Source organism: Martinezella tropici (assembly GCF_003287875.1).
Lineage (GTDB): Bacteria > Pseudomonadota > Alphaproteobacteria > Rhizobiales > Rhizobiaceae > Rhizobium > Rhizobium tropici_C.
Genome location: NZ_QMKK01000050.1, coordinates 113,526 through 135,381, shown reverse-complemented (window position 1 = coordinate 135,381; position 21,856 = coordinate 113,526). Strand labels below are relative to the sequence as shown.

Genomic DNA, 21,856 nt, shown 5'->3' with positions numbered 1-21,856 from the left:
CGAATAAGTCCCGTCATCAATTCATCGACAGCGCAACATTCTGCGCAGCGTGCAGGGCAGCGGTATAATTGTTCACCAGCAGATCCACCGAAGCGGCCGTGGCATCGAAGATCGGAGCCGGATAGACGCCGAAGAGGATCGTGAGCGCGATCAGCGGATAGAGGATCAGCTGTTCACGCGGTGACAGATCCAGAAGCTTCTTCAGGTTTTCCTTTTCCAGCGCACCGAAAATGACGCGGCGGTAGAGCCAGAGCGCGTAAGCCGCCGACAGGATTACGCCGGTCGCGGCAAAGAGCGCAACCCAGGTGTTGGCGCGGAAGACGCCGATCAGGGTCAGGAATTCGCCGATAAAGCCGGACGTGCCAGGCAGACCGACATTGGCCATGGTGAAGACCATCATGGCGACGGCATATTTCGGCATGTTGTTGACCAGGCCGCCATAGGCCACGATCTCGCGGGTATGGGTGCGGTCATAGATCACGCCGACGCAGAGGAAGAGCGCGCCCGAGACGATGCCGTGCGACAGCATCTGGAAGATCGCACCCTGAACGCCCTGCTGGTTGGCCGCGAAGATACCCATGGTCACGTAACCCATGTGGGCGACCGACGAATAGGCGATCAGCTTCTTGATGTCGTCCTGCATCATCGCGACCAGCGAGGTGTAGATGATGGCGATGACCGAGAGCGCGAAGACGAGCGGCGCGAAATATTCCGAAGCGTTCGGGAACATGCCGAGCGAGAAGCGGATGAGACCATAGCCGCCAAGCTTCAGGAGAACACCTGCCAGGATGACCGAGCCTGCCGTCGGCGCCTGAACGTGCGCATCCGGAAGCCAGGTGTGGACCGGCCACATCGGCATCTTCACCGCGAAGGAGGCGAAGAAGGCGAGCCATAGCCAGGTCTGCAGCTGCGGCGGGAACTTGTAAGCAAGCAGCGTCGGGATATCGGTCGTACCGGCCTGCCAGTACATCGCCATGATGGCGAGCAGCATCAGCACGGAGCCGAGCAGCGTGTAGAGGAAGAACTTGTAGCTGGCGTAGACGCGATCCTTGCCGCCCCAGACACCGATGATCAGGAACATCGGAATGAGGCCGGCTTCGAAGAAGACGTAGAACAGCACGATGTCGAGCGACACGAACACGCCGACCATCATCGTCTCGAGGACGAGGAAGGCGATCATGTAGTCCTTCAGCCGCTTTTCGACTGACAGCCAGCTCGCGAGTACGCAGAAGGGCATCAGGAAGGTCGACAGGATGACGAACAGCATGGAGATGCCGTCGACGCCCATATGATAGCTGATGCCGCCGGTCAGCCACTCATGCTTTTCGATCAGCTGGAAGCCCGGATTGGCATTGTCGAACCAGATCCAGACGAACAGCGACACGATGAAGGTGACGATGGTCGTCGCCAGCGAGATGTTCAGGACATTCCGGCGGCCGTTGGCCCCGTTCTCCTGCGTGAACAGCAGGAGAAGGACGCCGACCAGCGGCAGAAACGTGACCGTTGAAAGAATAGGCCAATCGGTCATCAGAGGGAACTCCCGAGCATCATCCAGGTAACGAGGGCGGCAATGCCGAGCAGCATCGCGAAGGCATAGTGATAGAGGTAGCCGGTCTGCAGGCGCACGACGCGGTTGGTGACATCGACGACGCGGGCGGCAATGCCGTTCGGGCCGATGGTGTCGATGACCCCGATGTCGCCCTTCTTCCAAAGGAAGCGGCCAAGCGCCTTGGCGGAGCGGACGAATAGGAAGTCATAGATCTCGTCGAAGTACCACTTGTTCAAGAGGAACTCGTAGAGCACGCGCTGCTGCTGGGCGAGACGGCGCGGCGTTTCCGGCGACTGGATATAGAAATACCAGGCGGTGACGAGGCCGAGCAGCATGGCGATGAACGGGCTGAGCTCAACCCACAGAGGCGCATGTTCCATCTCTTCGAGGATCTTGTTGTCCGGGAGCGTGAACAGCGCATGCTTCCAGAATTCCTCGTAGGCGTGACCGACGAAATCGGCGTTGAAATACATGCCGGCGGCAACAGCGCCGATCGCCAGCAGGTAGAGCGGGATCAGCATGACATTCGGCGATTCATGTACATGGTGCATGACCTCGTGCGACGCGCGGGGTTTGCCGAAGAAGGTCATGAAGATCAGGCGCCAGGAATAGAAGCTGGTGAACATCGCGGCGATGACGAGCAGCGTGAAGGCGAAGCCGGCGGCTGCATTGTGCGAGGCGAAAGCCGCCAGGATGATCGCGTCCTTCGAGATGAAGCCGGCAAAGCCGATGTGGGTCAGCGGGATGCCGACGCCGGTGATTGCCAAGGTGCCGATGATCATCATCCAGAAGGTCTTCTGAATATGCGGGCGCAGTCCGCCCATATGACGCATGTCCTGCTCGCCGTCGACGGCGTGGATGACCGAGCCGGCACAGAGGAAGAGCAGCGCCTTGAAGAAGGCGTGGGTGAACAGATGGAAGATCGCAGCACCATAAGCGCCGACGCCGAGGGCGACGAACATGTAGCCGAGCTGCGAACAGGTCGAGTAGGCGATGACGCGCTTGATGTCGTTCTGCACGAGGCCAACGGTTGCGGCGAAGAAGGCCGTGATCGCGCCGATGATGGTAACGACGGTCAGCGCATCCTGCGACAGTTCGAAGATCGGCGACATGCGGGCGACGAGGAAGACGCCGGCGGTGACCATGGTTGCGGCATGGATGAGCGCCGAAACCGGCGTCGGGCCTTCCATGGCGTCCGGCAGCCAGGTGTGCAGCAGGAACTGCGCCGACTTACCCATCGCGCCCATGAAGAGCAGCAGGCAGACGGCCGTCAGCGCATGGCCGCGATCGAGATGCATGCCGAGGAAATTGAGCACGATATCGCCCGGCTGACCGCCTTGCCCTGCGGCAAAGCTCTGTGCGTTGCCGAAGATGACATCGAAATTGATGGAGCCGAAGAGAACGAAGACGCCGGCAATGCCGAGTACGAAACCGAAGTCGCCGACGCGGTTGACGATGAAGGCCTTGATCGCCGCTGCGGAGGCCGACGGCTTCTTGAACCAGAACCCGATCAGCAGGTAGGAGGCGAGACCGACGCCTTCCCAGCCGAAGAACATCTGGGCAAGGTTGTCGGAGGTCACCAGCATCAGCATGGCGAAGGTGAAGAGCGAGAGATAGGCGAAGAAGCGCGGACGATGCGGATCGTGATGCATGTATCCGATCGAATAGACGTGAACCAGGGTCGAGACCGAATTCACGACGATCAGCATCACCGAGGTCAGCGTGTCGACGCGCAGCGCCCAGGAAACGTCGATGCCGCCGGACTGGATCCAGCGCAGCACTTCAACCTTGATCGGGCCATCCGTATGGCCGAGCGCCACCGTGAAGAAGACGATCCACGAGAGGACGGCCGCGATGATCATCAGGCCGGTGGTAACATATTCCGAAGCCTTGGCGCCGATCGCACGGCCGAAAAGGCCGGCGATAACAGCGCCAATCAGGGGAAGAAAGACGATAGCCTTATATAAGAACATAGCTTTATCAGCCCTTCATCACGTTGACGTCTTCGACGGCGATGGAGCCGCGGTTACGGTAGAAGACGACGAGAATTGCAAGACCGATGGCAGCCTCGGCGGCGGCGACAGTCAAAATGAACAGAGCGAAAACCTGGCCGACGATGTCGTTGAGGAACGACGAGAAGGCGACCATGTTGATGTTGACGGCGAGCAATATGAGCTCGACGGACATCAGGATGATGATGACGTTCTTTCGGTTGAGAAAGATACCGAAAACGCCGAGCACGAAGAGGATGGCGCTGACCGTGAGGTAATGGGAAAGTCCGATGACCATGTTCTTGTTCCTTTGATCCTCGTGCCCCGCCTCAGACGCCCTGCCCCGGCTTGACCTTGACCACCTCGACGGCAGTCGCGGGCGTGCGGGCGACCTGTTGGGAAATGTTCTGGCGCTTGATGTGCGTGCGATGCTTCAGCGTCAGCACGATTGCGCCGATCATCGCGACCAGCAGAACGAGGCCAGCGATCTCGAAGAAATAGACGTAATTGGTATAGAGCACGTCGCCGAGGGCGGCGGTGTTCGTCCGGGTCGCCGGCGCCGGGATCGGCATGGCGACGGATTTGGCAATAGTGGGCGAAATCACACTGCCGCCGATGACGACAATCAGTTCGGCGGCGAGGATAATGCCGATCAGCGCGCCGATCGGGGCATATTCCAGAATGCCGGCTCTCAGCTCGGTGAAGTCGATATCGAGCATCATGACGACGAAGAGGAAGAGAACCGCCACGGCACCGACATAAACGACCAGCAGGATCATCGCCAGGAATTCAGCCCCCATCAACAGGAAGAGGCCAGCCGCGTTGAAGAATACCAGGATAAGGAACAGGACCGAATGGACCGGATTCCGCGCCGAGATGACCATGAACGCCGACGCCACAGCGACAAAGGCGAAGATATAGAAAAAAAGAGCCTGCAGACCCATGTTGGTGCCTTTTTCGTCTTCCCCCGGGCAGCCGGGAGTTTCCCTGCCCGATGGAGCTCGGCCGGACAATAGGTCCGGCAAAGCCCCGGTCTAGATTCAACCGCAACGGCGACAATCGTGGCCGCCTGTCACGGCATATTCAAAACTCCGCTCAGCGGTACGGCGAATCCATCGCGATGTTGCGCGCGATTTCGCGTTCCCAGCGGTCGCCATTGTCGAGTAGCCGCGCCTTGTCGAAGTAGAGCTCTTCGCGGGTCTCGGTGGCAAATTCGAAGTTAGGCCCTTCGACGATAGCGTCGACCGGGCACGCCTCTTGGCAGAAGCCGCAATAGATGCACTTCACCATGTCGATGTCGTAACGCACCGTGCGGCGGGTGCCGTCGTTGCGGCGCGGCCCGGCTTCGATGGTGATGGCCTGGGCAGGACAGATGGCTTCGCAGAGCTTGCAGGCGATGCAGCGCTCTTCACCGTTGGGATAACGGCGCAGCGCATGTTCGCCGCGGAAGCGCGGGCTGACCGGCCCCTTCTCGAAGGGGTAGTTGATCGTCGCCTTCTGCTTGAAGAAATAACGCATCGACAAAAAGAACGCGCCGACGAATTCCTTGAGGAACAGCGAGCTGACGGCGTTGGACAAACCGGCCATCTTAACCTCCAAAACTGCCAGAAGCGGGGAGAGACATCATCATGCCCATCCCGTCAGCTTCAGCACGAATGCAACGATAACGACCATGGCGAGCGACAGCGGCAGGAAAACCTTCCAGCCAAGGCGCATGAGCTGGTCGTAGCGGTAGCGCGGCACGAAGGCCTTGACCATCGCGAACATGAAGAAAACCAGGCACGACTTCAGCAGGAACCAGATGATGCCCGGAACCCAATTCAGGATCCAGATATCGACCGGAGGGAGCCAGCCGCCGAGGAAGAGGATCGTCGTCAGCGAGCACATCAGGACGACGGCGGCATATTCGCCGAGCATGAACATCATGTAGGGCGAAGAGCCGTATTCAACCATGAAGCCGGCAACCAGCTCCGATTCCGCTTCCGGAAGGTCGAAAGGCGGACGGTTCGTTTCAGCCAGAGCCGAAATGAAGAACACGATGAACATCGGGAACAGCGACAGCCAGTGCCAGTCGAGGAACGAGGCCGGCAGGCCGAGCTTGGTGCCGAGGCCGGTCTGCTGTGACAGCACGATATCCGTCAGGTTCAGCGAACCGACGCAGAGCAGGACGGTGACGATGACGAGGCCGATCGAGACTTCGTAGGACACCATCTGTGCCGCCGAGCGCAGCGCGCCGAGGAACGGATACTTCGAATTCGAAGCCCAGCCGCCCATGATGATGCCGTAAACTTCAAGCGACGAGATCGCCAGAATGTAGAGGATGCCGACGTTGATATCGGCAACGACCCAGTTCTGCGCGACAGGCACGACGGCCCAGGTCGACAGTGCCAGCACCACGGAAACCAGCGGAGCCAGCAGGAACACGGTCTTGTTGGCGCCGGCCGGAATGATCGGCTCCTTGAACATGAACTTCAGCAAGTCAGCGAAGGACTGGAACAGACCGAAGGGGCCGACGACGTTCGGGCCGCGGCGCAGCTGGACGGCTGCCCAGATCTTGCGGTCGGCAAGCAGAATGTAGGCGATGAAGATCAGCAGGCAGACCAGGAGCAGCAGAGACTGGCCGATCATGATCAGCGCCGGCCAGAGATAGGTCGAAACGAATGAATCCATAGTCCTCTGCCCTTACTCTGCCGCAACGCGGAAATTGTTGCGGGCCAATGCCGAGCACTCGGCCATGACAGCCGATGCGCGCGTTATCGGGTTCGTCAAATAGAAGTCTTTGATCGGCGAAGCAAATGCCGATTTGCCCATCGCGCCGGCTTTTTTCGCAAGTGCGGCAATTTGGGCGCTATCGCCTTCGGCAATCTCGTCGATCCCGGCGAAATGGGGGAAGGCTGCGTAGAGCTTGGCCCGCAATTCTCTCAGCGAATCAAAGGGAAGCTTCTTGCCGAGTACGTCGGAAAGAGCACGGATGATCGCCCAGTCCTCGCGGGCGTCGCCCGGTGCAAAACCGGCGCGGTTGCCCATCTGGACACGGCCTTCGGTGTTGACCCAGGTGCCCGACTTTTCGGTATAGGCGGCCGCAGGAAGGATGACATCGGCGTTCTGAGCGCCGTTATCGCCATGCGAGCCGATATAGACCGTGAACTTCGCGCTCTTACGGCTGAAGTCGAGTTCATCGGCGCCCAGCAGGAAGAGGACATCCATCGACGATAGCATGGCAGCGGCATTGACCCCCTTTGTGCCCGGCACGAAGCCGAGATCGAGGCCGCCGACGCGCGCGGCTGCCGTGTGCAGCACGGCAAAACCGTTCCAGTCTTCCTTGACGACGCCGACGGCGGCAGCGAGCTTGGCGGCATTTGCCAGAACCTCGGCACCGTCTTCGCGGGTGAGAGCGCCCTGGCCGATGATGATCATCGGCTTCTGCGCATTCTTCAGCACATCGGCGAAGCTGTGCGAGCCGCTGACGAGATCGGCCAGCGTGTCCGGCCCAGCGCCGAGATAATCATAGGAGTAGCGAAGGTCGGCGGCTTCACCGATCACGCCGATCGGGAACTTGCCGCGGCGCCAGCGCTTGCGGATGCGCGAATTCAGCACGGCAGCCTCGAAGCGCGGATTGGCGCCAATGATCAACAGCGCGTCGGCGGCTTCAATACCCTGGATGCTCGGGTTGAAGATGTAGCTTGCGCGGCCGAGCGACGGATCAAGCGCCGTCCCGTCCTGGCGACAGTCGAGATTTTCCGATCCCAGCGACTTCAGCAACTCGCCGAGGGCATACATTTCCTCCACCGAGGCGAGATCGCCGGCGATCGCGCCGATCTTGCCGCCGCTGGTGGCGGAAACGGCCGACTTGATGGCGGCGAAAGCGTCGCTCCAGGTCGCCGGCTGCAGGCGGCCGTCCTTGCGGACATAGGGCTTGTCGAGGCGCTGCGTCTTCAGGCCGTCCCAGATGAAACGGGTCTTGTCGGAGATCCACTCTTCGTTGATCTGCTCGTTGACCCTCGGCAGAACACGCATGACTTCGCGGCCGCGGGTATCGACGCGGATTGCGGAACCTAGAGCGTCCATGACGTCGATCGATTCGGTCTTGTTCAGTTCCCACGGACGAGCCGTGAAGGCGAAGGGCTTCGAGGTCAGCGCGCCAACCGGGCAAAGGTCAACAACGTTGCCCTGCAGCTCGGAGGTCATTGCCTGCTCGAGATAGGTGGTGATTTCAGCATCTTCACCGCGGCCGATGAGACCGAGTTCGGAAATGCCGGCAACTTCCGTCGTGAAGCGGACGCAGCGCGTGCAGTGGATGCAGCGGTTCATCACGGTCTTGACGAGCGGGCCGATATATTTGTCTTCGACGGCGCGCTTGTCTTCCTGATAGCGCGAGCTGTCGATACCGAAGGCCATGGCTTGGTCCTGCAGATCGCATTCGCCGCCCTGGTCGCAGATCGGGCAATCCAGCGGGTGGTTGATCAGCAGGAATTCCATCACGCCTTCGCGGGCCTTCTTGACCATCGGCGTGTTGGTGAAGACTTCCGGAAGCTCGCCGTTCGGGCCGCCGCGGATATCGCGAACACCCATGGCGCAGGATGCCTGCGGCTTCGGCGGGCCGCCTTTCACCTCGACGAGGCACATGCGGCAATTGCCGGCCACCGACAGTCGTTCATGGAAGCAGAAGCGCGGAACTTCGGCGCCGGCTTCCTCGCACGCCTGGATAAGCGTGTAGTGATCCGGAACTTCGATCTCTTTACCGTCAATCTTCAGTTTAGCCATCGTCCACTCAGTCCTATGTCACGTCTCCAGCCCGATCTGGCCGCAGACAATTTCATGATCGCAGACCGGATTGCCATCGGGGAGGCTCAAACGCCTGATAGCACCGGTTTGCTCACAATAAGCTTTGCCAAGCCTTGTCCCCGCAAGACCAGCTTTGCGATCGCAACATCGCGGGCATCCCCGCAATCATCCCAATCGCGTTCATTCACCCTCCCCGGCCACCGGATGCAGCCGAGGAAAACTCAACTCCGCCCTTTCGGCAGCAGCGCCTTCGCCTGGCCGACCCAGTCATCGCGCCGGATGCGACCATCGAAGCCGAGTTCCGTGTCGATCCGCTCGATATCGGCATCGCTCCAGGCGGCGATATCGGCGAAACGCCTGATACCACGTCCGTTCAGCACCTGCTCGAGCTTCGGGCCGACACCCGAAATACGCTTGAGGTCGTCAGCCTTTACCGCGGCCTTGCGGCTGCGAACGGGCGCCGGCTTTGCGGCTATCGGCGCCACCACCTCAACCTTGGCCTTCCTCTCGGCAGGGGCCTTGCTCTTGGCGGGCGCCGTCACGATCTCAGCAGCGGCGACCGGCTTTGCTTCGGCCCTCTTTGCGACTGCCGGCTTCGGCTTGACAGCCGCCGGCTTCGAAACGACCGGCTTAGCGGCAGGCGATGCCTTGACCGGCTTCGCCTCCCCTGCCCCTTCTTTCCTTGCCGTCGGCTCCGCAGCGGCAAGGACATCCTTCTCTTCACCCGGCTCGGCGGCACGCTTGCTTGCCGCCTCGACCGCACCTTGAAACGCACCAAAGAACGCGCCGGCGATCTGTGATGTAACGCCGAAGCCAATGGCTGCCGCAGCAGCGAACGCCGCTGCCGGATGCGCCATCAGCGGATGGATCGGCATGACCGGCGAATCCCGCAGCATATCGGCGGCGATGCGGCCGAAATCGACCGATACGTGATCGCTCGCTCCGCTTCCCTGCCTGATATCCTTGATCTTCGCCATCATCGGTCCTTATTCGGCTGCTTCCAGCACCGCGCCGTGGCTCGTCGCATTGGCGGTGTACTGGTCGATGCGCTTTTCGATCTCCGGACGGAAATTGCGGATCAGACCCTGCACCGGCCATGCGGCGGCGTCACCGAGCGCACAGATAGTATGGCCTTCGATCTGCTTCGTCACCTGGAACAGCATGTCGATCTCGCGCTTCTGGGCGTTGCCGCGTGCCATACGCTCAAGAACGCGCCACATCCAGCCCGTGCCCTCGCGGCACGGCGTACACTGACCGCAGCTCTCATGCTTGAAGAAAGCCGAGATACGGGCAATCGCCTTGATGATGTCGGTCGACTTGTCCATGACGATCGCCGCAGCCGTGCCGAAGGACGACTTGACCTCGCGCAGGCCGTCGAAATCCATCGGGCAGTCGATGATATCGGCGGCCGGAACGACCGGGCACGATGCGCCGCCGGGGATGACGGCCAGCAGATTGTCCCAGCCGCCGCGAATACCGCCGCCATGCTTTTCGACCAGCTCGCGGAACGTGATGCCCATCGTCTCCTCAACCGTGCAGGGACGGTTGACGTGGCCGGAGAGCATGAACAGCTTCGTGCCGACATTGTTCGGACGGCCGAAAGAGGAAAACCAGCCGGCGCCGCGACGCAGGATTGTCGGGGCAACGGCGATGGATTCGACGTTGTTGACGGTCGTCGGGCAGCCGTAGAGACCCATATTGGCCGGGAACGGCGGCTTCAGGCGTGGCTGGCCTTTCTTGCCTTCCAGGCTTTCGAGCAGCGCGGTTTCCTCGCCGCAGATGTAAGCGCCTGCGCCGTGATGAACGAAAACATCAAAATCCCAGCCGAGCTTGTTGTTTGTGCCCAGCAATCCGGCATCATAGCACTCGTCGATCGCTGCCTGCAGAGCTTCGCGCTCGCGCATGTACTCGCCGCGAACGTAGATGTAAGCGGTATTCGCACCCATGGCGAAACCGGCGATGACGCAGCCTTCGATCAACGTATGCGGATCGTGGCGCATGATATCGCGGTCCTTGCACGTGCCCGGTTCGGACTCGTCGGCGTTGACGACCAGATAATGCGGACGACCGTCGCTTTCCTTCGGCATGAAGGACCACTTGAGACCGGTCGGGAAGCCTGCGCCGCCGCGGCCGCGAAGGCCCGAAGCCTTCATCTCGTTGATGATCCAGTCACGACCCTTTTCGAGGATTTGCTTCGTGCCGTCCCAATGGCCGCGCGACATCGCGCCCTTCAGAGACTTATCCTTGAGGCCGTAGATATTGGTAAAGATGCGATCCTGATCCTGTAACATGCTTCACCTCTTACCGCGGCTTCTTGCCGAAGACCTTGATATATTCCGCTTCGCCACCCTTAGCGAGTGCCTCAGCCTGCCTGACCCAATCGTCACGTTCGATCCGGCCCCTGAAATTCAGATAGCCATCGACCCAGCGGCGCTCGGCCTCATTCCAGCTCGCAACCTGTGCGAAGGTGAAAATACCGATTTCATGCAAGGTCCCTTCGATCTTCGGACCGACACCTGAAATGAGCTGCAGATTATCCGGCTGTGCGGGCTTTTCGATACCAGCCGGACGATCCTTGTCATCGAGCGAAGGCTTCTGGGCGCTGCCCGCCTTTTCCGATACAGCTGCGGACGCCGCGGTTCCCGAAAGCGGCTGCGTTTCAGCGGCCTTGGCATTCTTGGCTGCTTCCTTCGGTGCCGTTGCCGGCGTCTTCAGGCTCGTGTTGGTTTCCGCGTCCGTGCTCTTGGCACGGGCAGCTTCGGACGGCGGAACCGAAACAGCCTCGGCGGTCGTCTTGGCCTTGCTTGCTGCGCCCTTTGCCTTCGCCTCATCCGACAGCAAACTCGTCAGACCACCTTCGGGAGCGGAGAAAACGCGATCGATCTGCGGGCCGGTCGGAACTTCACTGCCCTTGCCTGCGGCGAACGCGTCGATGATTTCTTCGAGGCGTGCCGGCGTCAGATCCTCATAGGTATCCTTGCCGATCACCACCATCGGCGCGTTGACGCAGGCGCCCTGACATTCGACCTCTTCCCAAGAAAGCGTGCCATCGGCATTGCGCTCGAAGGCATGGTCGTTGATCCGGCTCTTGCAGACCTTGATCAGCCCTTCGGCACCGCGCAGCATGCAAGGCGTCGTGCCGCAAACCTGGACGTGGGCGCGCGTGCCGACCGGGTGCAGCTGGAACTGGGTGTAGAAGGTTGCGACCTCAAGCGCGCGGATATAGGCCATGTCCAGCATGTCGGCGATCGTTTCGATAGCCGCCTTGGTGACCCAGCCTTCCTGCTCCTGCGCGCGCATCATCAGCGGAATGATCGCGGACTGCTGGCGACCATCGGGATATTTCTTGATCGTCTTTTCAGCCCAGACCGTATTCTCCGCATTGAAGGCGAAGGCGGCAGGCTGGAATTGATCTTCGGCAAGTCGACGAACGGACATCTTTCACGCCTTATCTCAGTTTAAGGACCCACACCGCGTATTCGTCAGGGACGAGAATTCGCAGGCATAGGCCGACTGGTCTTTCTGCATAAACACAACAAACTTGCCACCGTTCGGCACAGCGGCCTTGATTTGATAACCACGGGAAAGGAGATCGGCGATCGTGGAATCCGCGCTCGCCTGTACCTCACTTCCACCTTTTGCAGACTTCCCGCCGATTGCGGTCGAACCCTGCATATTGATGTTCGGCAGGGCCTGTGTGTTGCCCGTCTGCTGGGCCGAAGCGCCGCAGGCAAACAAGATCACAGGGATAGCAACCTGCCAGGCTCGCATCAGCGATCCACCTCACCGAACACGATGTCGAGCGAACCAAGCACCGCGGCGACGTCGGCGAGCTGATGGCCGCGGCACATGAAGTCCATGGCCTGCAGATGCGCATAGCCCGGCGCACGGATCTTGCAGCGATAAGGCTTGTTGGAGCCGTCGGAGACGAGATAGACGCCGAACTCGCCCTTCGGCGCTTCGACAGCCGCGTAAACCTCGCCCGCCGGCACGTGATAGCCTTCGGTGTAGAGCTTGAAGTGGTGGATCAGCGCTTCCATCGAACGCTTCATCTCGCCGCGTTTCGGCGGCACGACCTTGCCGTCGAGCGAGGAAACCGGCCCGACCCTGGCATCCCCCAGCAGGCGATTGACGCACTGCTTCATGATGCGGACGGCTTCGCGCATTTCGATCATGCGGATGAGGTAACGGTCGTAGCAATCGCCGTTCTTGCCGATCGGAATGTCGAATTCGAGATCGGAATAGCATTCATAGGGCTGCGCCTTGCGCAGGTCCCATGCGGCGCCCGAGCCGCGGACCATCACGCCGGAGAAGCCCCAAGCCCAACAGTCTTCCAGCGAGACCACGCCGATATCGACGTTACGCTGCTTGAAGATACGGTTGCCGGTCAGAAGGTCGTCGATATCGTCGAGCGCCTTCAGGAAGGGATCGCACCAGTCGCCGATATCCTGCACGAGCTTTTCGGGGAGATCCTGGTGAACGCCACCCGGACGAATGTAGGCTGCGTGCATGCGAGAGCCGGAGGCGCGCTCATAGAACACCATCAGCTTTTCACGCTCTTCGAAGCCCCACAGCGGCGGCGTCAGCGCGCCGACGTCCATGGCCTGCGTCGTGACATTGAGAAGATGCGACAGGATGCGGCCGATTTCCGAATAGAGCACGCGGATCAGCTGGCAACGGATCGGGATATCGATGCCGAGCAGCTTTTCAACGGCGAGCGCATAGGCGTGTTCCTGATTCATCGGCGCCACGTAGTCGAGGCGGTCGAAATAAGGAACGGCCTGAAGATAGGTCTTCGATTCGATCAGCTTTTCAGTGCCGCGATGCAGCAGGCCGATATGCGGATCGACGCGTTCCACAATTTCGCCGTCCAATTCGAGGACAAGACGCAAAACGCCGTGCGCAGCCGGATGCTGCGGACCGAAATTGATGTTGAAGTTGCGAACGTTATGTTCTGTCATTGCAATGCGCTCCGCTTATTGCAGGCATTAGCCACTAGGCAATAGGCAATAGTGTAACCGTTAGCTCTCATATCCATGTCGTTCGTCCTGCAGCCGGCGGATAAGGGAACGCAGCATCCTTCCGATTTCGTCACTCATCGATATCGCCGACCCAACTTGCTCCAGGGTGACGACGCCTACTCGCGTCGAAATTATCAGATGCGTCTCCAACTCCTTCAGCGAACCTTGTGCAATCTTCAGATGATGGACATAAGCTCCTGTCGCTTCGCGCCCATAACCTTCCGCGATATTTGCCGCGATCGATACGGATGCACGCCGTATTTGCGAGACCAGGCCGTAAATCTCTTCCTTCGGAAATTCCTTGGTCAGAGCATAACATTCTACAGCAAGATCCATGGCGCGCTGCCACACCGTAAGGTCCTGATAGGAATTAATCGCCGTTTGCCATTCTCCTATTGCCTATTGGCTACTGCCTATTGCCTCAGCTTACTGCTTCGCCTTCTCGTCACCCGGGAGCACGTAATCCGTGCCTTCCCAAGGAGATAAAAAGTCGAAATTGCGGAATTCCTGCTTCAGTTCCACTGGCTCATAGACGACGCGCTTGGCGGCATCATCGTAGCGGACTTCGACGAAACCGGTCGTCGGGAAGTCCTTGCGCAGCGGGTGACCTTCGAAACCATAATCGGTCAGGATACGGCGCAGATCCGGGTGTCCGGTGAAAAGAACGCCGTACATGTCCCAGGTTTCGCGCTCGAACCAATCGGCGCCGGGAAAAAGGCCACAAGCAGAGGGTATAGGCCGATCCTCGCCGACAGGAACCTTGACGCGGATGCGCAGGTTCTTCTTCGGCGAAAGAAGATGGTAGACGACATCGAAGCGCTCGGCGCGCTGCGGCCAGTCCACGCCACAGATATCCGTGATGTTGACGAAACCGCATTTGGCGTCGTCACGCAGGAAGGTCAGCAGGGCGATAACGTTTTCGGCCGTCGTCGTCACATTCAATTCGCCGTACTTGATCTCGCTCGATGAGATCAGGGCGCCGCGAACTTCCGTCAGATAAGCCGCGAGCTCGTTCAGGGCTTCACTCATGATACCTGTCCCCTGCCTTACCGTTCGATCGTGCCGGTGCGCCGGATTTTCTTCTGCAGCAGAAGCACGCCGTAAAGCAGCGCCTCCGCCGTGGGAGGACAGCCCGGAATGTAAATATCGATCGGCACCACACGGTCGCAGCCGCGCACGACGGAATAGGAATAGTGATAATAGCCGCCACCGTTGGCGCAGGAGCCCATCGAGATGACGTAGCGCGGCTCGGGCATCTGGTCGTAAACCTTGCGGAGTGCGGGCGCCATCTTGTTGGTGAGCGTGCCGGCGACGATCATGACATCGGACTGGCGTGGCGAGGCACGCGGCGCAAAACCGAAGCGCTCGACGTCGTAACGCGGCATGGAAACCTGCATCATTTCGACAGCGCAGCAGGCAAGACCAAACGTCATCCACATCAGGGAGCCGGTGCGGGCCCAGTTGATCAGCTCGTCGGTGGAGGTGACCAGAAAGCCCTTGTCGGCGAGTTCGTTGTTGATCTCGCCGAAGAACGGATCGTTGCTGCCGACTGGCCTACCGGTCGCGGGATCGATGATCCCCTTCGGCTGCGGCGCTACGAGCGTCGTGTTGCTTGGGGCTACTCCCATTCCAGGGCTCCCTTCTTCCATTCATAGATAAAGCCGATGGTCAGCACCAGCAGGAACACCATCATCGACCAGAAGCCGAACCAGCCGATCGCGCCGAAGGAGACGGCCCACGGGAAGAGGAAGGCGACTTCCAGATCGAAGATGATGAAGAGAATCGATACCAGGTAGAAGCGGATATCGAACTTCATGCGGGCGTCATCGAATGCATTGAAGCCGCATTCATAGGCCGACAGCTTTTCCGAGTCAGGCGCCTTGAAGGCGACGGCAAACGGCGTAATCAACAGCGCCAGGCCAATCACCAGGGCAATACCAATGAAAATCGCTATCGGAATATAGGAACTGAGCAGTCCAGTCATCATGTCCATCCCTGCTTGCGGTCAGCGCCGGGGCGGCGCATCTGAGCGAATGCCCAGCAAGCGAAAGAGCGTTGCAACAGAGCCGTGGTTAGCGCAGGCGGAGCGCGCGCGCAAGCCTTTTGAATCTGTCGTTCGAGGTCCTGTCGAGCGGTTGATATCAATATGTTGCGACGACAACGCGACAAATTGGCGCAAACGCGAAAAGGCTCTTTCGCAATCGCAATAAAATGATGTTTGATTGTAATGGCTTGGAGAGAATGGCGCGAGTGACGGGGCTCGAACCCGCGACCTCCGGCGTGACAGGCCGGCACTCTAACCGACTGAGCTACACCCGCGCATTGCTTGGCCTTTCGGCGCGGTGCCAGATCCGGAATTTACCTTGAAATGGCGCGAGTGACGGGGCTCGAACCCGCGACCTCCGGCGTGACAGGCCGGCACTCTAACCGACTGAGCTACACCCGCATTTCATTTCAAGCATTCCGGATGCTTTCGCACCCATCAAAGCGGCCCTCGCCGTTCGATAAGCGGCTAACTACGGGGTTCGTGTTTGGGTGTCAAGCAGGTTTGAATACAAATCGATGACAGAGTGTGAATTGTTATCGACAAGCCTGTCCGTAATTTTCCGTTCCGTCGATTTGGCATGGCAGGTTCCCGCCTCATGCATTTCATCGGTACCTGATATGCACCGCATTGATCGGCATATCTTCACATTTATGGATGTGGATGACGGGTGGCCAAAGATGCGCAAAATCCAAAAAAATCAAAAAATCTTCACAAACACTCTTGCGGTTTTTCCCCGTTCCGCATAGATCACGGCCACCGAACGCGGCGGGCCGATGACCCGCTTCGCAGAAGGGCGATTAGCTCAGTTGGTAGAGCGCCTCGTTTACACCGAGGATGTCGGGAGTTCGAGTCTCTCATCGCCCACCACTCCCTCTCGAATTCAATCAGCGATTTTTTCAGATCGGAACGATGCTTTTCGTGTCCGAACGGCGGTTTTTCGTGTCCGGTTAAGTGCAGCTCAGTAATTGCCGAAAATAACGACTGCCAGAAGCACGGCGGAAACAAGTACAAGGGCTGCGATGATCATCAGCAGCTCCTTCAGCATGAACCTTTCCATCCTGCTGTCATCCATGATGTTTGCTCCCGGCAAACCGTTATTCGCTTTCCCGGCGTCGAATCGCTGCGCCAGGTTCAGCTCCAGTCCACATGTAAGTCGCCGTATTGTCAATTTCAGGGTCGAAGATCCTTCCTGCGACCGTTTCCTTTTCGTCACGCTCACGGCACATGAATCTTCGATGGCCGTCGCCGCGGCGGCGGGTCGACATAGCCGTCGGGCAGATTGACCGTCCGTGACAACAATCTCTCGGCAATCTCAACGGCGGCGGCACGCGCGCCCTCCCCCGAGCAGAAATTGCCGCGGACCTGTATGGCGGTCGCGAGCAGCTTGAAGAATGCATCGCGCAGCTCCGGCGATGGCGGCCTCGGCTCATGCCAGAATCGATCCAGATCCCCCCGGTCACTCAGGCCCTCTATATCGTAAATCGCCGCGCCGAGCGCCTTGACGGGCTTGCCGGCCCGCAATGCCGTAAGTGCCGCCGTGGAATTGACCGTTACCATCCCCTCGCTCGCGGCCATCAGCCGGTCGAGATCGCCGCCATCTATGAAATGGAGACGGGAGGACAATCCACAGGAAGCGCCGATGTTGTCGACATAGGCCCTCCAATCCATAAGTCCGTTGTCGAGCGGATGCAGTTTCAGGACGAGATGCGTTTCCGGCGCGGCATTTTCCGCAAAAGACCAGAGAATCAGCCTGATGGCATCCTGCTGCCGATGAAAGGGCGAGTGCGCCCGCAGCTGGAAATCGGTCTGAAGCTGCAGTGGATAGACGAAGAATCGCTTGCCGCCGGCAAGCAGATGCTCGACCACGTCCTCCGCTTCACGCGACCTTCTGCTGCTTGAGGGAAGTCTCCTCAACCACCCGGCATATTCCATAAGCGGATGATAGAGCCCATGACGCCGATAGCCCGGATAGAGAAACCATAGAAAGACGGTCGGCAGATAATAGACGAGGTCGTAGAGCGCTTCGGCGAGGAACGTCTGGCTGTAGCGGCGCGTCCAGTCCGGATCGGGCAGATCGGACGCCGCTTCGAGAATATGGCCGGGATCATCCGGAAAATGCGAATTGGAGGAGAGCCCGTCGCGCTCCAGAGTCACCCAATCCGGCCGCAAATATCCCATCTCGACGACGTTGATGCCGACACCCAGCCGGCGCGCCTCCTCGATGGCGACCTTATGATAGGGACGCTCTTCGCCGTGCAATATCATGTCGGTGACATTTTCGACCGCGATTCGCCGGCTGACATATGCGCGCCAGCCGGCAAAATCGCCGCGATAATTGAAGGCGCTGCGCCAGCGCCACGAAACCCAGTCGCCGGCATTGAGGTTGATGCGAATGCAGCGGCTGCCTGCCATTTCCAGGAGTCCGGCGATCTCGATGAAGAGCGGCGAGGATGGCCCCTGCAGAAACAGGAACGTGCGAGGGGTATCGTCCCGTTTCCCCTGCCCGTCGGCCATTACTCCGGAACCTCGGCCCGAAGGCCCGCATAATGCAGCAACGCGCCGATCAGGTTCCACGGCGCCTCTTCCCGCGATGGCTGCGGCTTTTGCGAATGGGCTCGTGCGCGGCCAAGAGGAACGATGACATAATCGGTCCGCGGATCCGGGAACGGGTCGGCGAAGGCCTTCAGCAAAGGCGCGTGATCGCCATAGAAAAGAAGCCAAATCGGGCGATCCAGCCTGTCGAGATGATGGGCAAGATTGCCGAGCGCGTGATCGGCGCGCATCAGCAGCTCGCCATAAATATCCACGGGATCGACCAGATCCCCGCAACGACCCGGCTCCCAGGGACCATGATTCGCCATGGATGCGACAAAGACGAAATTCTTGTCGGTGCCATCATCGTCGATCGTCCGAATCACGCTCTTCGTCAGCGAGAGATCGCTGACATAAGGGCCATCGCGGTCCGGATTGTGATCGAATTCGTCCAGCATCATCATTCGGTCGAAGCCGAGTTGCGGCAATGCCTTGTGACGGAGGAAGAAGGTCTTGTCGTAGGGGTGAATGAACTGCGTTTTCCAGCCCGCTTTCTTGAGTCGCGCCGGCCAGACGACATCCTTGTAATGGCTGGCGCGCAGATAGGGATAGCTGGCGTCGATATGTACATTTTCGGGCAGCAATCCGCTCAAGACAGCAAATTCCGTCCGGAGCGTGTAGCCTCCCTCGAAAACGCTGGTCATGCGGCCCCATTGCGCGGCCCGCTCTCGCAAGCGGTCGAGATTCGGGAGCTTGACGTTTTTGACGCCGAAATGCCTGAGGTCGATGAAGGATTCGGATTGCCAGACGACAATGAGCGGCTCGTCCTCGCCGTGATCCCAAAGCTCCTGAAGCGCCGAGATGAAACGACCGGATAATTCCGAGACGATCGCCTCGCGCCGGACACCGACCCAGATGACGAAATGAAAGACCACGGAAGCGAAGGTGCCGAACCGCACGGTATCGATCTTGACATCGACCTTGCCCAAGAACTTCTGCGTGAAACGGCATACCGGTTCGCTAACAACTCGGCTGAACAGGGCAAGCCAGGGCGCAAAGGCAACGGCAAGCATCAGGAGAACCCAGAGCAAGCCGTTGGAAGCCGGCAGAACCGATGGCTCCATATACATGTAAAGGCCGCTGAGGCCGAATACGTAAGCGAAGGCAATCACCCAGAAGACGATGTTCAGCGACGTCGCGTAGAAAATCTCCTTGTATTTGAAGACATCGACCACCAGCGCTATGTCCGAGAATACCAAGGGCTCCCGGATGAATTCGAATTTTGCCCGCGAAATTCCCGAGAAAATGACGAAGAAGCTGATGACCGCCTGCGTGCTGTAGATGGGGCGCCAGGAAATCGCGAAGAAGGCGGCATAGATCAGTGCAATGACCGGAATTCGCACCGCCCAATCGCAAACGAGGCGCCGCCAGCTTCTTGCCGTGCGGTTCTGCGCATTGACGGCCATCGGCATCGCAAACGGATCGGTCAGGAAGACGATGACGCAGGAAAGCACGAAGCAGGCGACCGTCAAAAGAATTGGAAAATCATGCAGCTTCAAGATCGCGCCATCCAAATGCCTGCTGCCTGTCGCAACGTTTTCCAAATCCGCGGGAACGGATCCGACAATTGTTTCGTATTACTTATCACGATCAAAACCTTGCTCGGCCGTCTCGGCAAGACCGGGATATGCATCCTGCCCAAATATTTTTCGCGTTTTGCGCGAAAGCCACCATTTCAGCACCGGCTTTATCTGCGACCCGAAATAGGCAAGCGCGGTCAGAGACAATCCGAAGTGGATTTTGGCCTGTCCCCGATCCAGCCCGCGAACGATTCTCGCGGCCACCGCCTCCGCGCTCCAAGGCTTGACGGATCCCATCAAGATTTCCGCCTCGCGCGGTCTGCGGGAGATTTCGCGCCGATATTGTGGCGTCAGCGTATCGGGCGGAAAGCAGATGGAAACGCATATGCCGGTGGCCGCCGCCTCGGCACTCAAGGCTTCGGCAAATCCGGCCAATGCCGATTTCGATGCGCAGTAGGCGGTATAGCCGAAGATGCCGATCAGGGCAGCACCCGAGGAGATCATCATGATCCGGCCGCCGTGCCGCCGCTTCATGCCGTTGTAGACAGCGCGAACGGCATTTGCCGTTCCGAGGAAATTGATGGCGATCTGCTCATCGAAAACCGATACCGGCATCGCGTCGAAGACCTGGGGTTCGACGATACCAGCCGAGGCGATGAGGATATCGCAGGGGCCGAAGGACGCCTCGCAAAGCTCCACCGCCTGCGCGGTCTCCTCGGCCGAAGCCACGTCCACGGAACATACCCGGATAAGGGCGCCGTCGATGCCTTGAAGCGATGCGATCTCGGCTCGCGCCTCCTCGAGGCGTCCGGGATGACGGGCGAGAAGCGAAACGCGATCCCCCCTGGCCGCATATAGTTTCGCTATCGCCAGACCAATTCCGCTCGAACCTCCCGTGACGATAACGTGCATGAGACAATCGTCCTGAATTTACGGGCCAGTCGGGGCTAGGCCCATTGGCAGCAATTGCATCATCTTGTCCATATCGAGTGATGCGAGCCCGAAATTGCGGTCCAGCAAACTCTTCAGTTTTTCTGCCGTCAGCGCGACGGCGTGCCGAATTTGCTCTTCGGTATGGTTACAGGTGATGAAGAAGCGAAGCCGCGCCATGCCTTCGGGGACGGCCGGATGGATGATCGGCAGGACATTGATACCTTCGGCCAGCAGATCGTTCGAAAGCTGCGCTGCCCGAAGCGAATCGCCGACGATGACGGGCACGACCGAATGGCCAGCACTGAGGCCGGTATCGAGGCCTGCCGCCCTAGCCTCTTCGAGGAACAGCCGGCCGTTGCGCCCGAGACGTTCGGTTCGCTCGGGCTCGGACTGCAGGATATCGAGACCGGCGATAGCGGCGGCGGCAAGAACGGGCGACAGCCCGACGCTATAGACAAAGCCGCCGGCTTCCGCCTTCAGAATATCGGCAAGCGCACGGCTGCCGGCGATATAGCCGCCGCAACTCGAGGTCGTCTTTGAAAGCGTACCCATCCAGATGTCGACATCCCGGGGATCGAGGCCGAAATGCTCGAAAGTACCGCGCCCCGTCTTGCCGAGAATGCCGAGCGCATGCGCCTCGTCGACCATCAGCCAGAAACCGTAGCGCGCCTTCAGCTCCAGCAGGGCCGGCAGATCGGCGATATCGCCATCCATCGAATAGATGCCTTCGACGACGACCAGGATACGGCGGAAATCGGATGACAGCGTCTTCAGGATGGTCTCGAGGCTGTCGACGTCATTATGCTGGAAGAGCCGGCGTGCTGCACCCGACAGCTTGATGCCGGCGAGCGCGCTGTTGTGAATGAATTCGTCGTGGATCACCAGATCCTGCGGCCCCATGAGGCAGCCGATCGCCGCGACATTGGTCAGATAGCCGCTGACGAAGCAGACGGCGGCATCGACCCCATAGACCGCGGCAAGCTTCCGTTCCAATTCGATATGCCCCGGGCGCTCGCCCGCGACCAGGCGGCTCGCCGAAGCCGAGATACCGAAACGATCGACCGCCTGTTTGGCGCTTGCCGCGACATGCGGATCGGTATTGGTCGCCAGATAGTCATAAGAGGCGAAATTGATGAATTCGCGTCCGCCAATGCGTGTCGTCGCCCCGGCCGCAGCATCGTGCGAGCGATAGAAGGGGTTGGCAACGCCGAGCAATTCACCGGCGATGCGCTGCATTGCGACGCGCTTGTACTCCGGCAAGTCTTCGAACCGCGCTGCCTGGCGCTGTTGTGCCGGCGGCTGCCTGTTCAAACGTTCGGCCCGGTTGCGCCCGGAGGATTCGCCGACGCGACGCATCTGCTCCAGCAGCTTGCTCTTCTTCTGCTCCGCCTGGCTGCCGTCATTAACATCATGCATCG

Annotated in this window: 20 protein-coding genes and 3 tRNA genes; 1 reads left to right on the top strand and 22 read right to left on the bottom strand. The window is 59.6% G+C overall.

What is annotated here, in order from left to right:
* Positions 1-16: 16 nt before the first annotated feature.
* From DQ393_RS24065 to DQ393_RS23980, 18 genes are all read right to left on the bottom strand, one after another.
* A complete protein-coding gene (locus DQ393_RS24065; protein WP_112344213.1) occupies positions 17-1,528 on the bottom strand; it encodes an NADH-quinone oxidoreductase subunit M in 1,512 nt (503 codons plus the stop codon).
* Positions 1,528-3,522, bottom strand: coding sequence for an NADH-quinone oxidoreductase subunit L (gene nuoL, locus DQ393_RS24060; protein WP_112344212.1), 1,995 nt, complete (start codon positions 3,520-3,522; stop codon positions 1,528-1,530). Before nuoL ends, DQ393_RS24065 begins: the two co-directional genes overlap by 1 nt.
* Before the next feature lie 7 nt (positions 3,523-3,529).
* Positions 3,530-3,838: an NADH-quinone oxidoreductase subunit NuoK gene (gene nuoK, locus DQ393_RS24055; RefSeq protein ID WP_007689961.1), complete on the bottom strand. Its 309-nt coding sequence runs from the start codon at positions 3,836-3,838 to the stop codon at positions 3,530-3,532.
* 31 nt (positions 3,839-3,869) lie between these two features.
* Positions 3,870-4,484 (bottom strand): NADH-quinone oxidoreductase subunit J, encoded by a 615-nt coding sequence (locus DQ393_RS24050; RefSeq protein ID WP_112344211.1) that lies wholly within the window; start codon positions 4,482-4,484, stop codon positions 3,870-3,872.
* Between the two features lie 151 nt (positions 4,485-4,635).
* The gene (gene nuoI / locus DQ393_RS24045; protein ID WP_004122484.1) at positions 4,636-5,127 is read right to left on the bottom strand and encodes an NADH-quinone oxidoreductase subunit NuoI; all 492 of its coding nucleotides are present in this window, start codon (positions 5,125-5,127) and stop codon (positions 4,636-4,638) included.
* A gap of 39 nt (positions 5,128-5,166) precedes the next feature.
* Positions 5,167-6,210, bottom strand: coding sequence for an NADH-quinone oxidoreductase subunit NuoH (gene nuoH / locus DQ393_RS24040; RefSeq protein ID WP_034507519.1), 1,044 nt, complete (start codon positions 6,208-6,210; stop codon positions 5,167-5,169).
* Positions 6,211-6,222: 12 nt separating this feature from the next.
* The gene (gene nuoG / locus DQ393_RS24035) at positions 6,223-8,304 is read right to left on the bottom strand and encodes an NADH-quinone oxidoreductase subunit NuoG (protein ID WP_112344210.1); all 2,082 of its coding nucleotides are present in this window, start codon (positions 8,302-8,304) and stop codon (positions 6,223-6,225) included.
* A gap of 242 nt (positions 8,305-8,546) precedes the next feature.
* Entirely contained in the window at positions 8,547-9,302 is a 756-nt protein-coding gene (locus tag DQ393_RS24030; RefSeq protein ID WP_112344272.1) for a 5' DNA nuclease, read from the bottom strand.
* A gap of 9 nt (positions 9,303-9,311) precedes the next feature.
* Positions 9,312-10,616 carry an NADH-quinone oxidoreductase subunit NuoF gene (nuoF, locus tag DQ393_RS24025; RefSeq protein WP_112344209.1) on the bottom strand — a complete coding sequence of 435 codons (1,305 nt, stop codon included), beginning with the start codon at positions 10,614-10,616 and terminating at the stop codon, positions 9,312-9,314.
* 10 nt (positions 10,617-10,626) lie between these two features.
* Positions 10,627-11,763, bottom strand: a complete 1,137-nt coding sequence (locus DQ393_RS24020; protein ID WP_112344208.1) for an NADH-quinone oxidoreductase subunit E — start codon at positions 11,761-11,763, stop codon at positions 10,627-10,629.
* A 15-nt stretch (positions 11,764-11,778) separates the two neighbouring features.
* Complete coding sequence (locus DQ393_RS24015; RefSeq protein WP_112344207.1) at positions 11,779-12,096, bottom strand: hypothetical protein; 318 nt, start codon at positions 12,094-12,096, stop codon at positions 11,779-11,781.
* On the bottom strand, positions 12,096-13,286 hold the full coding sequence (locus tag DQ393_RS24010) for an NADH-quinone oxidoreductase subunit D (RefSeq protein WP_112344206.1): 1,191 nt from the start codon (positions 13,284-13,286) through the stop codon (positions 12,096-12,098). Before DQ393_RS24010 ends, DQ393_RS24015 begins: the two co-directional genes overlap by 1 nt.
* Positions 13,287-13,346: 60 nt before the next feature.
* Entirely contained in the window at positions 13,347-13,682 is a 336-nt protein-coding gene (locus DQ393_RS24005; protein ID WP_112344205.1) for a four helix bundle protein, read from the bottom strand.
* A gap of 90 nt (positions 13,683-13,772) precedes the next feature.
* Positions 13,773-14,375: an NADH-quinone oxidoreductase subunit C gene (locus DQ393_RS24000; protein ID WP_112344204.1), complete on the bottom strand. Its 603-nt coding sequence runs from the start codon at positions 14,373-14,375 to the stop codon at positions 13,773-13,775.
* Between the two features lie 17 nt (positions 14,376-14,392).
* Positions 14,393-14,974, bottom strand: a complete 582-nt coding sequence (locus DQ393_RS23995) for a NuoB/complex I 20 kDa subunit family protein (RefSeq protein WP_015339504.1) — start codon at positions 14,972-14,974, stop codon at positions 14,393-14,395.
* On the bottom strand, positions 14,965-15,330 hold the full coding sequence (locus DQ393_RS23990) for an NADH-quinone oxidoreductase subunit A (protein WP_112344271.1): 366 nt from the start codon (positions 15,328-15,330) through the stop codon (positions 14,965-14,967). Before DQ393_RS23990 ends, DQ393_RS23995 begins: the two co-directional genes overlap by 10 nt.
* Positions 15,331-15,588: 258 nt before the next feature.
* Positions 15,589-15,665, bottom strand: a tRNA-Asp gene (locus DQ393_RS23985).
* 50 nt (positions 15,666-15,715) lie between these two features.
* Positions 15,716-15,792 (bottom strand) — tRNA-Asp (locus DQ393_RS23980).
* 392 nt (positions 15,793-16,184) lie between these two features.
* On the opposite strand from DQ393_RS23980, the gene DQ393_RS23975 reads away from it, so the two are divergent.
* Positions 16,185-16,260 (top strand) — tRNA-Val (locus DQ393_RS23975).
* Positions 16,261-16,608: 348 nt separating this feature from the next.
* Here the strand turns inward: DQ393_RS23975 and DQ393_RS23970 are convergent.
* From DQ393_RS23970 to DQ393_RS23955, 4 genes are all read right to left on the bottom strand, one after another.
* Positions 16,609-17,907 carry a capsule biosynthesis protein gene (locus DQ393_RS23970; protein WP_112344203.1) on the bottom strand — a complete coding sequence of 433 codons (1,299 nt, stop codon included), beginning with the start codon at positions 17,905-17,907 and terminating at the stop codon, positions 16,609-16,611.
* A complete protein-coding gene (locus DQ393_RS23965) occupies positions 17,907-19,484 on the bottom strand; it encodes an LTA synthase family protein (RefSeq protein WP_245430441.1) in 1,578 nt (525 codons plus the stop codon). Before DQ393_RS23965 ends, DQ393_RS23970 begins: the two co-directional genes overlap by 1 nt.
* Positions 19,485-19,562: 78 nt before the next feature.
* Positions 19,563-20,417, bottom strand: a complete 855-nt coding sequence (locus tag DQ393_RS23960; RefSeq protein ID WP_112344201.1) for an SDR family oxidoreductase — start codon at positions 20,415-20,417, stop codon at positions 19,563-19,565.
* 18 nt (positions 20,418-20,435) lie between these two features.
* Entirely contained in the window at positions 20,436-21,854 is a 1,419-nt protein-coding gene (locus DQ393_RS23955) for an aminotransferase class I/II-fold pyridoxal phosphate-dependent enzyme (RefSeq protein ID WP_112344200.1), read from the bottom strand.
* Between the last annotated feature and the right edge of the window lie 2 nt (positions 21,855-21,856).